This is a genomic window from Promicromonospora sp. NPDC019610, from assembly GCF_044389365.1.
Lineage (GTDB): Bacteria > Actinomycetota > Actinomycetes > Actinomycetales > Cellulomonadaceae > Promicromonospora.
This window is the reverse complement of sequence record NZ_JBIRXX010000001.1, coordinates 68,249-80,914: the sequence shown is the minus strand read 5'-3', so window position 1 is coordinate 80,914 and position 12,666 is coordinate 68,249. Positions and strand designations below refer to the sequence as shown.

Genomic DNA, 12,666 nt, shown 5'->3' with positions numbered 1-12,666 from the left:
GGGGCGCATCGCAGATTTAATGTGTATGCATGGCTGCTGAGCGGCCCATCCCGGGCCGGAGAGCGGGAGACCGATGGCGAAGGACGCGCTGACGAGCACGGGGGACCACCTCCGTCGCGTCGTCGTGCGCGCCGTCGGCAGCCTCGCCCTCGGCGCCGCGGGCGTCGCGCTCGGTGTCGGCCTCGCGGGCCCCGCCGGCGCCGCCGAGCGCCCGTCGCTCGGCTCGGTGCTCGGTGACACCGTGGAGGCGACGGTCCGGACCGTCGTGCAGACCACGGAGGCGCTCGGGTCGGTCACGAAGATCGACCAGGCCACGACGGACGGCACCGCGCCGGCGCCGGAGCCGGCCGTGCCGGGGTCCGCGACTCCCGCGCCGGAGACGTCCGGTCCCGCCGCTGCGCCCGCGCCGAAGCCGGCTGCGCCTGCTGCCCCTCCTGCTCCGGCCGCCGCTCCCGAGCCGGCGCCCGCCGAGCCGGCGCCGTCGTCGGCGGGGAGGCCGACGCCGGCCGCGCCGTCGTCGGCGCCGAAACCGGCAGGGTCTGTCACCCAGGCCGTCGACGACGTCGTCGCGGCGGTCTCCGAGAGCGTGCTGGAGCCGGTGACGACGCCGGTCCGCACCGCGGTCACGGAGCCCGTGGGCCAGATCGTCACCGGTGTGACCGAGAAGCCCGTGGAGCAGGTCGCCGAGGTCGTCGAGCAGGTCTCCGACCCGGTCCTCAAGCCCGTCACGGAGCAGGTCGGCAACGTCCTGACCCCCGTGACCGAGCCGGTCGGCGAGGTGCTCGCCCCGGTGACGGGCGTCGTCGGGCAGGTCGTCTCGCCGCTCGCTCCGGTGCTCGGCGCCGTGACCGAGCCGCTGGCGCCCGTGACGGGCGGCCTCCTGAGCCCCGTGGCCGACGTGCTCGCCCCGGTGACCGGCGTGGTGGGCGGCGTGACCGCCCCGATCACGCAGGTGCTCGAGCCGGTGACCGCTCCGGTCACGGACGCCCTGGCGCCCGTGCTGACGCCGGTCGGCGAGGCGGTCGCCCCCGTCGGCGGGGTGCTCGCCCCGGTCGTCGAGCCGGTGAACCCGATCGTGGAGCCGCTCGTCCCGGCGCCCGGCGTGCTGCCGGCCGAGCCGGCCACGGACGGGTCGGTGGCGGACGGCCCGACGACCGTGGTTCCGACCCAGCGGGCCGAGGACCCCACAGAGCCGGCGTACCCGGGGGCGCTGCAGACCCCCGGTGACGCCGCGGGTGTCGTGGTCTGGACCTCAGCCGGGGTCCAGCACGCGATGCTCGACCTGATGCGTGCGCCCGCCCCGGCGGCCGCCGTCGACACCGTCGACGGGCTGGACGTCGTGATGGCGGGCGTCGTGGAGACGGGCGGCCCCGGCCTGCTGGGCGCGGGCCTCCCGCTCGCCGCCGGCGGCGTGGGTACCGCGGCGTCCGCCGGGAGCGCCGGCGCCCTGGGTGGTGGCGCCCCGCAGCTCAAGGTGCCGGGCGGCGACGCCCTGGCGGTCCTCTCCGCCCTGCTGGTCTTCCGGGCGCGCTCCTGGCGCGTGTCGACGGACGAGTCGCGCGCCAAGCTGGCGAGCAGCTACACGGACATCCCCGTCTCTCCTGCCTGACCTGGCTGGTCCGCGCACACGTGTGCGGCACCACCCGACGGCGCATGTGCCGTCGGCTCCACGCCAGGCAAGGAGAGACCCATGCACAAGAACTTCCGACGGGCGCTGTACACGGCGCTCGTGACGGGCGGCCTCGTGGTCGTCGGCGCCGCCTCGGCCTACGCCGCGGGCGACGCCCTGCCGGACGCTGCTCAGGGAGCCCCCGAGACGATCGAGGGTGCTGCCTCGCCTGCTGCTGCGCCCGAGGAGCCCGCTGAGGTCGCCGCTGAGATCGCCGTGGAGGTCGCGGCCGACGACGGCGCGGCGGTGCCCGCTCCGGCCGGCGACGCCGCGGAGGTTTCGCCGGCGGACGACGGCGCCGAGTCCGGCGCGCACGCCGACATCTCCGGCATCGTCGAGGAGGTCCTCGACGGGACGCTCGGCGAGGACGGCCTGGTCGACGGGATCCTGGAGGGTCTCCTGCCCGTCGAGTCCGAGGTGCCCGGCGTCGAGCCGGGTGCCAGCGAGCCCGGCGTGGAGGAGCCCGGCGCGGAAGAGCCTGGCGAGGAGCCTGACACGGAGGAGCCTGGTGCTGGCGGGCCGGGCACCGACGGCCCGGGCACCGAGCCCGGCACCGACGGCCCCGGCATCCTGGATCCCGGCGTCCTCGACCCCGACGCGGGTGACCCCGACGTCGTCGAGCCTGGTATCGGTGAGCCCGGACCGGGCGAGCCCGCGACCGGTGGTCCCGGCACCCACGAGCCGGGCGCGCCCGGACAGGGCCGGCCCGGCCGCGACGCGCTCGGGACCGGTGGTTCACGGTCCGGGCACGAGACAGAACTTCCCGGGGCGGACGCCCCCGGGAGCGCCCACCCCGCCGAGGACTGGTCCGGCACCGCGGCCGCTGGCGCCGTGCCTGCACCCGGCACGGCCGTGGCCGACACCGCCGCAGACACCGCCGCAGACACCGCCGCAGACACCGCGGCCGACGCCGACCCGTCGTCCGCCGACCCGGTTCCGGATACCGGCGCCGAGAACGCCGGCGTCGACCTCAGCTGGGGTGACAAGGCGGTCGTCGTGCCGACGGCCTACGACGGGGCGCTCCTGGCGGGCGGACCGCACGAGGGCTACCTCATCGGCACGACGAACAGGCCCGGGGGGCAGGTGGTGCCGGTGGACGTTCCCGGCGAAACCCTTGCCCAGACGGGCCCCATGATCACGGGGCAGCTCGCGCTGGTCTCGCTCCTTCTGGGGCTGGGCATCGTGGTGCTCCGTATGCGTCGCCGTCGTTACGTGGTCTGAACCACGGAGCGACGGGCGACAACGGCCCGGGCGCGGTCCTGCCGATGAGCCTGTCAAGGGGCTCGTGAGGCGGGACCGGCCCAGCCCGGGTCGGGGAGGTTCGTGAGGTCGGGACGCCGCTGGGGGGTGTCCCGGCCCACGGACCGGAGTCTGGGGTCGGGACACCGCTGGGGGGTGTCCCGGCTCTCGGACCCGAGTCGGGGGTCGGGGCGCCGCTGGGGGGCGGCCCGGCCCACGGACGAGGGTGAACAGAGCGGGAGCTCAGGGCATCGGGGGGTGACCTGGGCGCCCGCTCTGTCATGTCCGGCGTCCGGGCGCGGGTGCGGCGAACGTCATACGGACGCCGCCGCCCGCCGGCGTTGCCCGGGCATACGATCGGACCACCATGCGCCATCTGCTCGCCGACACCACGCCCCTCAAGGTGTCGCCGGACTACCGGCGCCTGTGGTTCGGCCTGTCGATCTCGAACATCGGCACGCAGGTGACCATCGTCGCGGTGGGCCTGCAGGTCTACGCCCTGACCGGGTCCACCCTCGCCGTGGGTGTCCTGGGGCTGTTCTCGCTGGTGCCGCTGGTGGCGCTGGGCCTGTACGGCGGGGCGCTCGTGGACCACTACGACCGGCGCAAGGTCTCGCTCATCTCCTCGGCGGTGCTGTGGCTGGTCGTGGCCGGCATCGCCGCGCAGGCCTGGCTCGACCTGGAGTCCGTGGAGCTGCTGTACGGCCTGGTCGCGGTGCAGAGCGCGGCGTTCGCGATCAACAACCCCGCCCGCTCGGCGATCATCCCGCGGCTGCTGCCCAAGGAGCTCATGCCCGCGGCCAACGCGCTGTCGTCGCTCTCGATGAACGTCGCGCTGACCGGCGGGCCGCTCATCGGCGCGCTCCTCGTGGCACAGCTCGGCTACGCCTGGGCGTACACGCTGGACATGGTGCTGTTCCTGGCCGCGCTCTGGGCCGTGTTCCGCCTGCCGCCGGTGCTGCCGGAGGGCGTGGGCGAGGGCGGGAGCGGGAACGGACGCAGCCGGGTGGGCGCCGTCGGGCTGCGCTCGGTCCTGGACGGTCTGCGCTACCTCGCCACCCAGCCCAACGTGCGCACCACGTTCCTCGTCGACATCTGCGCCATGGTGCTGTCGTTCCCGCGCGTGCTGTGGCCCGCCGCCGGCGTCATCTACCTGGGCGGCGGCGAGACGACGACGGGTGTGCTCGCCGCGGCCTTCGCCGTCGGCGGCATCCTGGCGAGCGTGTTCTCCGGCGGGCTGACGCGCCTGCGCAGGCAGGGGCAGATCATCGTCTGGGCCATCACGGCGTGGGGCCTGTCGATCGCCGCGTTCGGGCTGGTGCTGGTACTGGTGGGCCGCGGATCACCCGACGGGACGATCGTCTGGGCCGTCGTGGCGGCGGGGATCGCGCTCGCGTTCGCCGGGGGCTCGGACAGCATCTCGTCCGTGTTCCGCCAGAGCATCCTGCAGACCGCCACCCCGGACCACATGCGCGGGCGGCTCCAGGGCGTGTTCATCGTGGTGGTGGCCGGCGGCCCGCGTCTCGGGGAGATGGTGCTCGGCGCCGAGGCGACCTGGTTCGGCGAGGGCTGGGCGGCCGTGGCCGGCGGGCTCACCTGCGTGGTGCTGCTCTGGTTGATCGTCCGCCTGACGCCGCGGTTCTGGCGCTACGACGCGCGGTACCCGGAGCCCTGACGCCACAGCACCCCGGACGTGTCAGACCCCCAGGTCACTCGAGGGACCTGGGGGTCTGACAGCTCGTGCGGCGCGGGTCAGTTCTTGTCGGCGACGTTCCCGCCCGCGGTGCCCGCGCCGTTGCCGTGGGTGGGGCCGGCCAGGCCCGAGATCAGCGTGTTGATGTCCACGCCGGTGAGCTGCTTGATGACGCCCTGGCCCTCGCCGAGCACGGCGGCCACGCTCTTGGTGAGCGCGGAGGCCCCGTCGGTCGAGACCACGGTCATGCCCTGGATCGAGGCGATGGGCTCGGCGGCGGCCCGGACGATGTCCGGCAGGCGCTCGATGAGCTCCTGCACCAGCGCGGCCTCGCCGTACTTGCGCAGGGCCTCGGCCTTGGCGTCGGTCGCGGTCGCCTCCGCGAGACCCTCGGCCTCGACGGCGGCGGCGCGCGCCCGGCCCTCGGCCTCGATACCCGCGGCGAGGGCGACCTGGCGGTCGCGCTCGGCCTCGCCGGCACGGCGGACCGACTCGGCGGACGCCTCGGCGTCCTGCAGCGCCGCCGTCTTGTTCGCCTGCGCGATCGTGGTGCGCTTGAACGCCTCGGCCTCGGTGGCCGCGTTGTTGGCGTCGCGGCGGGCGTTGGCGCCCTGGACCTCGGCGTACGCCTTGGCCTCCGCGGGCTTGCGCACCTCGATGTCGAGCCGCTCCTGCTCCACGCGCGCCTTCTCGGCCATGGCCTCGCGCTCCTGCTGGGCCACGAGCCGGTCCTGCTCGGCCCGGGCGAGCTGGCCGGCGGCCTCCGCCTCGGCGTTCGCCCTGTCGGTCTCCGCCTTGATCGCGGCCTTCTTGAGGTCGAGCGCCTTCTGCCGCTCGGCGATCTGCTCGGCGGCCTCGATCACGGCGAACTCGGACGCGCGGTTCGCCTCGGCCTCGGACACCTCGGCGAGCTGACGGGCGTTGGCGGCCTCGGCGCGGCCGAGGTTCGCGAGGTAGTCCGAGCCCGGCGTCGAGATGTCGGAGATGTTCAGCAGGTCGACCTGGAGGCCCTGCTCCGAGAGGTCCGTCTTGGTCGACTGCACCACGCGGTCGGACAGGCCCTTGCGGTCCGAGATGATCTGCTCGATCGTCATGTCGCCGACGATCGACCGCAGCGAGCCCTCCAGGGACTCCTTGATGATCTCGGTGAGCAGGTGCTGCTGGGACAGGAAGCGCTGCGCGGCGCGCCGCACCCCCTCCTCGTCACCCCGCACCTTGAAGTTGATCGACGCCTTGATCGCGATCTTGATGCGGTTCTTGTCGACGCCCTCGACGGTGATGCCGATCTGCCGCTGCTCCAGGGAGATCGAGAAGCCCTGCTGCAGCACCGGCCACACGAAGGCCCGGCCCCCGACGACCACCCGCTGGCTCGCCGTCTGGGCCTCGGACTTCCCCGCACCGCGGCCCACGACGATCAGCGCCTCGTTCGGCGGCACCCGCCGGATCCGGCTCGCGACGAACGCGAGGACGAGGAAGATCGCGAGGACGCCCGCGGCGACGGCGATGACACCGATGAGTTGACCGGTCATTTCGGCTCCTGGGGTGGGGTGTGCCGGCCGAGCCGTCGAGCGGTCCCGGCCGAGGGTGCGTTCGGGGGGAGGGGCGGGGACAGATGACGCCGGGCCGAGCCTCAGCGCACGGGCTCGACCTTGACGCGGGCACCGTGCTGCTCGACGACGACGACGCGCGTGCCCTGCTCGATCGGCTCGTCCGAGAACGCGAGCCGGGTCTCGAGCTCCGTGGCGGCGTCCAGGGAGACCTCCCCGTGCCCGCGGTCGACGTCGGAGGTCACGCTGCCCTGCGCGCCGACCAGGGAGACCGGGCCGCCGTCCTCGCCGGCCTTGAGACGCTTGATCAGCACGTTGACCAGCACGATCACCAGCACGGCGACCACGAGGCCCGCCGGGTAGGCCACCCACACGGGCAGGCCGTTGGAGAGGATCACCGTGCCGGTCGCGCCGAAGAGCAGGGCGCCCGCGCCGAGCGACGTGCCCGAGATGGCGCCGTCGGCCAGGTCGAAGAAGTCGCCGAGCAGCAGTGAGGCGAGCGCGAGGGCGAGTCCGAGGAGACCGATGACGATGAAGACGAGCATGCGCGTCCGTTCGTGAAGATTCTGGGAGTCGCCTGCAAGTTATCAGGAAATGGAATGTCATCTCCTGATAAAAGGGGTGAACTTTTGCGCCGTCAGCGGGGCGCGGCCGCTACTCTCGCGCCGCGGACTGGCGCCACAGCGTGCGGGCCGCGGCCAGCGTCAGCAGGGTGGCGAACCAGGCCGCCGCGACGGGCACGAGAAGGCCAGCGGTCGCCCCGGCGTCGTCCACCCGGAGCCCGGCGACGGACGCGCCCAGCGAGGCGCCGATGCCGATCGACGTGCCCACCCACGTCAGGGCCTCGGTGAGCTGGTGCTTGCCGACCATGTCCTGCACCAGGCCGTTGCCGGTGATGACGGTGGGTGCGATGGCCAGGCCGGCCACGAACATCGCGGCCGCCAGCGCCCAGAGCGTGTGCGCGAGGAGAAAGAGGGACACACCCGGTCCGAGCGTGGCCATGCCGATCACGAAGCGGCGGACCGCCGGGCTCGTGAAGTGCCGGGCGCCGTAGACGAGCCCCGCGACCATGGAGCCCAGCGCGAAGACGGCAAGGACGAGCCCGGAGGCGCCCTTGCTGCCCTGCTCCTCGGCGAACGCGACGGTGACGACCTCCATGGAGCCGAAGATCATGCCCATGGCCACGAAGACGAGCACCAGCACGGGCATGCCGGGCACGAGCACCACCGGCCGGTGCCGCACCTCGGCGTCGGTGGCCACGACGGCCGGTTCCGTGGACCGCTGCACCAGGAACAGCAGGCCGCCGACGAGCGCCGCGACCCCGGCGACCACCAGGGCGGACGGCGCGGCCACGGCCGTCGCGAGAGTCGTCGCCAGCACCGGACCCACGATGTAGACCAGCTCGTCGATCGACGACTCCAGCGAGTAGGCGGTGTGCAGGCCGCGCGGGTCGTCCAGCACCGCGTTCCAGCGGGCGCGGACCATGGACCCGTACGAGCCCTGGCTGCCGCCGGCGATCGCGGCGAGCGGCCACAACACCCATTCCGGGGCGCCGAGCACGGCGGCCGTGACGAGCCCGCCCAGCCCGGTGACCGACATCAGCAGCGCGGGCAGCAGCACCCTCCGCTGACCGCGCCGGTCCACCCAGCGGGCGATCTGCGGCGCGAGGAACGCCTGGGCCAGGCCGAGCACCGCCGCGACGCGGCCCGCCATGGCGTAGCTGCCGTACAGGCCCTGGACCATGAGCACGGCGCCGATGCCGACCATCGACATCGGGAGCCGGGCCAGCGCGCCGGCCGCGGAGAACTTGAGCGCACCCGGGGTGCGGAGCACCGCCGCGTAGGGGTTGGAGCGGGGTGAGGCGGCGGTCTGGGGCACGGGTCGAGTCTCGCACCCGCCACTGACACCGACCCCGTGATTCCTGGTGACCCGGCTCACGGCACGAGCGACCGGCCGGGGCTGGCGACCGGCGGGCCGGTGCCGCACGATGGGCCCCATGACGGACGAGCCCCAGGTGACAGTGGTCGACAACTCCGACGAGTCCCGGTTCGAGGTGCGCGTCGACGGCACCCTGGCCGGCTTCGCGGCCTACGAGACGGATCCGGGCGTCGTGTACTTCGTGCACACCGAGGTCTTCGAGGAGTTTGCGGGCCAGGGCCTGGCGGGCCGGCTCGCGCAGGCGGCGCTCGGCATGGTGCGCGAGGCGGGCGACAAGATCGTCCCGCTGTGCCCGTACATCAAGGCTTACGTGCGCAAGCACGCGCCCGAGTACGACGACCTGCTGGGAGCGCCGGTCCCGGAGGTGTGAAAGTAAGTTTCACAATGTCGTTCACTGTGCAAACTTCACATCCGACGCGACATGTGCGAGAGTTTCCCCACGGCGTCGCCCGGTGGCATTGTTTGTCACCTCAGTGTGGCCGATCGACGCCGGCCAACTTAGCAAAATCACATCACCGAGCACCACGGCACCAACCCCCAGCAGCCAGCACCGGAGGTCAAGCACGTGAGGCACCCCGCCCGCCGTGAGGCGACCGATCTGCCAGCCTATGCGCGCACCACGTCGCTCCTGAAGGAACGGCAGGCGGGGGTGATGTCGGGGATCGGACGCCGGGAGTTCCTCACCATGGCGGCGACGGGCACGGCGGCCGCCGCGATCGGCGTCTCGATCGCGGCGCTCGACCCGGCCACGGCACTCGGTGCGACGGCTATGACGGGCAACGCGACGCCGGAGCCGTCGTCCGCCCTCGGCCTCAAGCGCGAGCTGCGCGCCATGTGGATCGCCACCGTGGCCAACATCGACTGGCCGTCGACGAGCGGCCTCGACGCGGACGCCCAGAAGGCGGAGTTCCTGCACTGGCTCGACGTGGCCGAGGAGCACCGGCTGAACGCCGTGTTCGTACAGGTGCGCCCCACGGCCGACGCGTTTTACGACAGCCCGTACGAGCCCTGGTCCAAGTACCTGACGGGCACGCAGGGCCAGGACCCGGGCTACGACCCGCTCGCGTTCATGGTCGAGGAGGCGCACCGGCGCAACATCGAGCTGCACGCCTGGTTCAACCCGTACCGCGTCTCGATCGAGGCCGACCTGTCGCAGCTCGTGCCCGAGCACCCGGCACGGCAGCACGCGGACTGGGTGTGGGAGTACAACGGCCGGCTCTACTTCGACCCGGGCATCCCCGCGGCGCAGGAGCACATCCAGCAGTCGATCCTGCACGCGGTGGAGCACTACGACGTCGACGGCGTGCACTTCGACGACTACTTCTACCCGTACCCGCTGGACGGCCACGTGCTGCCCGACATCGGCACCTACGAGCAGTACGGCGCCGGCTTCGACACGATCGAGGACTGGCGGCGGAACAACGTCGACCACTTCGTCGAGACGATGAGCGTCCGCATCAAGGAGACCAAGCCCTGGGTCAAGTTCGGGATCAGCCCGTTCGGGATCTGGCGCAACTCCACGACCGACCCGCTGGGTTCGGACACCGGCGGGCAGGAGTCGTACGACGACCTCTACGCCGACACCCGCAAGTGGGTGCTCGAGGGCTGGCTGGACTACGTCAACCCGCAGATCTACTGGCAGATCGGGCTCGCGGTGGCCGACTACGCGAAGCTCGTGCCGTGGTGGGCCGAGGTCGCCGCGCAGTCGGGCACGCAGCTCTACGTGGGCGAGGCGCTCTACAAGGTGACGAGCGGGGTCTTCACCGACCCCGACGAGCTCACCAACCACCTCGACCTCTGCCGGGAGGTCAGCCGCGACGTCGGGCCGATCCACGGCAACGTCTACTACTCGGCCGTGCACGTGCCGGCCGACCCGCAGGGCGCGATGACCAAGGTCGTCGCCGACCACTACCAGCACCCGGCCCTCGTGCCGCCGATGCCGCACCTGCCCGCCGACCCGGTGGTCACCCCGGTGCTCACCAAGGCGCGCCGCGTGCGCGACGGCGTCCGGCTCCACCTGGCCGACATCGGTAACAAGGACGCCCGCGCGACGTCGTTCGCCGTCTACCGGGTGGACGGTGCCGCCGAGTCGGTCGACACCGACGATCCGGCGAACCTCGTGGGCACGTTCCGCGCGGTGAGCGGGCGCGTCCAGTCGTGGCTCGACACCTCGGTGGAGCGCGGCAGGACGTACACCTACGTCGTCACCGCGCTGGACCGGGTCTGGAACGAGACCGACCCGAGCCAGCCGCGCGTCGGCGAGTAGCCCGCGGTCCGGTCGTCAGCGCTCGACCGGCAGGCCTGCGCCGGCCCAGGCGACGATGCCGCCGTCGAGGTTGGTCGCCTCGAGGCCGGCCGCCTCGTTGAGCCACTGGGTGGCGCGCGCGGAGCGGCCGCCGGAGTGACAGATGACCAGGATCGCCGCGTCGGCGTCGAGCTCGCCGTACCGCACGGGCAGGTCGCCCAGCGGGATGTGCACGGCGCCCGGTGCGTGCCCGACGTCCCACTCGTCCTGCTCGCGCACGTCCAGCAGGACGGTGCCGGCGGGGACGGGGGTGGACGGGTCGAGCTCGCTGGGGTGGAGCGAGGGGATCTCGGGCTGCATCGACGGGAACATGTCGCCAGCCTACGACGGTGGCAGGGCGGCATCGGGCCGGCGTCACCCCGAGGACGGACGCGGGGCGGACGCGGGACAGACGCGGGGCGAGGGGGCGAACGCGGGCGTGGGCGACGACGGACCCGCCCGGACCTGGCAGTATCGGGCGTATGGATGCGCGTGCCGGAACTCCCGCCCAGCCCAGCGACCTGATCGACGTCGACCGGGTGGTCGGGGCCTACTACGACCTCTCCCCGGACCCGGGCGACCCTGGCCAGCAGGTCGCCTTCGGCACCTCCGGGCACCGCGGGTCGAGCCTCGACCATGCCTTCAACGAGGATCACATCGTGGCGATCACCGCCGCGATCGTCGAGTACCGGCGTGGTCAGGGCACGGACGGGCCCCTGTTCATCGGGCGGGACACGCACGCGCTGTCCTACCCGGCATGGCGGACGGCGCTGGAGGTGCTCGCCGCGGCCGACGTCGACGTCATGGTCGACGCGCGCGACTCGTGGACCCCGACGCCCGCCGTCAGCCAGTCGATCCTGCTGCACAACCAGACGCGGTTCGCCGAGGGGACCCCGGGCCAGGCCGCGCCGGGCCTGGGTCTCGCGGACGGCATCGTGGTGACGCCGTCGCACAACCCGCCGCGCGACGGCGGCTTCAAGTACAACCCGCCGCACGGCGGGCCCGCCGACTCCGACGCGACCGGGTGGATCGCCGACCGGGCCAACGAGCTCCTGCGCACCGGCGTCGGGCAGGTGAAGCGGGTGCAGCTCGACCAGGCGCTCGCCGCCGAGACCACGCACCGGCACGACTTCCTGTCGACGTACGTGGACGACCTCGCCAACGTGCTCGACCTGGAGGCCATCCGCACCTCTGGGGTGCGGATCGGGGCCGACCCGCTGGGCGGGGCGTCGGTCGAGTACTGGGGTGCGATCGCCGAGCGGTACGACCTCGACCTCACCGTCGTCAACCCGCAGGTCGACCCGCGCTGGTCGTTCATGACGCTGGACTGGGACGGCAAGATCCGCATGGACTGCAGCTCCCCGTACGCGATGGCGTCGCTGGTGCAGCGGATGACCAGCGGCGGCGGCCCGGCGCCCTTCGACGTCGCCACCGGCAACGACGCGGACTCCGACCGGCACGGCATCGTCACGGCCGACGGCCTCATGAACCCCAACCACTTCCTCGCCGTCGCGATCGAGTACCTGTACGGCGGCGCGCGCCCGGGCTGGCCCGCCGGCGCGGCGGTCGGCAAGACGCTCGTGTCGTCGGCGCTCATCGACAAGGTGGCCGGTGGGCTGGACCGCCGCCTCGTGGAGGTGCCGGTCGGCTTCAAGTGGTTCGTCCCGGGGCTGCTGTCGGGTGAGGTCGGCTTCGGCGGCGAGGAGTCGGCGGGCGCGTCGTTCCTGCGCAAGGACGGCCGTGTCTGGTCCACCGACAAGGACGGCCTGCTGCTCGCGCTGCTCGCCTCGGAGATCCTGGCGACCACCGGCAGGTCGCCCTCGGAGCACCACGCCGACCTCGTCGGGCGGTACGGCGAGAGCTGGTACGCCCGCGTCGACGCCGCCGCCACCCGGGAGCAGAAGGCCCGGCTCGGCGCGCTGTCGCCGTCCGACGTCTCGTCGACGACGCTCGCGGGGCAGGCCATCACGGCCAAGCTCACCGAGGCGCCCGGCAACGGCGCGAAGGTCGGTGGGCTCAAGGTCACGACGCGGGACGCGTGGTTCGCGGCGCGGCCCAGCGGTACCGAGGACGTGTACAAGATCTACGCGGAGTCGTTCGTGTCCGCGGAGCACCTCACCCAGGTGCAGGACGCCGCCCGGAAGCTGGTCGACGAGGCGCTGGCCTGACCTTCTCCGACGGGTCAGACGTGCAGGTCACCCCGGTGACCTGTACGTCTGACAGCTCCGGGCAGAAGCGGAACTTAAACGATATGGGTGGTTCTGCCGGGGGCGGCGATTTCCTAGCGTCACGCGGG

Annotated in this window: 10 protein-coding genes; 6 read left to right on the top strand and 4 right to left on the bottom strand. The window is 73.1% G+C overall.

The window, feature by feature from the left end; genetic code table 11:
* The first annotated feature begins 73 nt into the window (after positions 1 to 73).
* From ACH45N_RS00355 to ACH45N_RS00345, 3 genes are all read left to right on the top strand, one after another.
* Complete coding sequence (locus ACH45N_RS00355; RefSeq protein ID WP_397390075.1) at positions 74 to 1,609, top strand: hypothetical protein; 1,536 nt, start codon at positions 74 to 76, stop codon at positions 1,607 to 1,609.
* Positions 1,610 to 1,690: 81 nt separating this feature from the next.
* Entirely contained in the window at positions 1,691 to 2,890 is a 1,200-nt protein-coding gene (locus ACH45N_RS00350; protein ID WP_397390073.1) for a hypothetical protein, read from the top strand.
* A 385-nt stretch (positions 2,891 to 3,275) separates the two neighbouring features.
* Positions 3,276 to 4,583 carry an MFS transporter gene (locus ACH45N_RS00345; RefSeq protein WP_397390071.1) on the top strand — a complete coding sequence of 436 codons (1,308 nt, stop codon included), beginning with the start codon at positions 3,276 to 3,278 and terminating at the stop codon, positions 4,581 to 4,583.
* Positions 4,584 to 4,660: 77 nt separating this feature from the next.
* Here ACH45N_RS00345 and ACH45N_RS00340 read toward each other — a convergent pair whose 3' ends face one another.
* From ACH45N_RS00340 to ACH45N_RS00330, 3 genes are all read right to left on the bottom strand, one after another.
* Entirely contained in the window at positions 4,661 to 6,130 is a 1,470-nt protein-coding gene (locus ACH45N_RS00340; protein ID WP_397390069.1) for a flotillin family protein, read from the bottom strand.
* A 101-nt stretch (positions 6,131 to 6,231) separates the two neighbouring features.
* Complete coding sequence (locus ACH45N_RS00335) at positions 6,232 to 6,693, bottom strand: NfeD family protein (RefSeq protein WP_397390067.1); 462 nt, start codon at positions 6,691 to 6,693, stop codon at positions 6,232 to 6,234.
* Positions 6,694 to 6,802: 109 nt separating this feature from the next.
* Positions 6,803 to 8,026: an MFS transporter gene (locus ACH45N_RS00330; RefSeq protein WP_397390065.1), complete on the bottom strand. Its 1,224-nt coding sequence runs from the start codon at positions 8,024 to 8,026 to the stop codon at positions 6,803 to 6,805.
* 118 nt (positions 8,027 to 8,144) lie between these two features.
* Between ACH45N_RS00330 and ACH45N_RS00325 the strand changes: the two genes are divergently transcribed.
* Entirely contained in the window at positions 8,145 to 8,456 is a 312-nt protein-coding gene (locus ACH45N_RS00325) for a GNAT family N-acetyltransferase (protein WP_397390063.1), read from the top strand.
* Positions 8,457 to 8,738: 282 nt separating this feature from the next.
* Complete coding sequence (locus tag ACH45N_RS00320; protein WP_397390061.1) at positions 8,739 to 10,352, top strand: glycoside hydrolase family 10 protein; 1,614 nt, start codon at positions 8,739 to 8,741, stop codon at positions 10,350 to 10,352.
* Positions 10,353 to 10,367: 15 nt separating this feature from the next.
* On the opposite strand, the gene ACH45N_RS00315 is transcribed toward ACH45N_RS00320, so the two are convergent.
* Positions 10,368 to 10,703 carry a rhodanese-like domain-containing protein gene (locus tag ACH45N_RS00315; RefSeq protein WP_397390059.1) on the bottom strand — a complete coding sequence of 112 codons (336 nt, stop codon included), beginning with the start codon at positions 10,701 to 10,703 and terminating at the stop codon, positions 10,368 to 10,370.
* Positions 10,704 to 10,852: 149 nt separating this feature from the next.
* On the opposite strand from ACH45N_RS00315, the gene pgm reads away from it, so the two are divergent.
* Positions 10,853 to 12,538, top strand: coding sequence for a phosphoglucomutase (alpha-D-glucose-1,6-bisphosphate-dependent) (gene pgm, locus ACH45N_RS00310; protein ID WP_397390057.1), 1,686 nt, complete (start codon positions 10,853 to 10,855; stop codon positions 12,536 to 12,538).
* Positions 12,539 to 12,666: the final 128 nt, after the last annotated feature.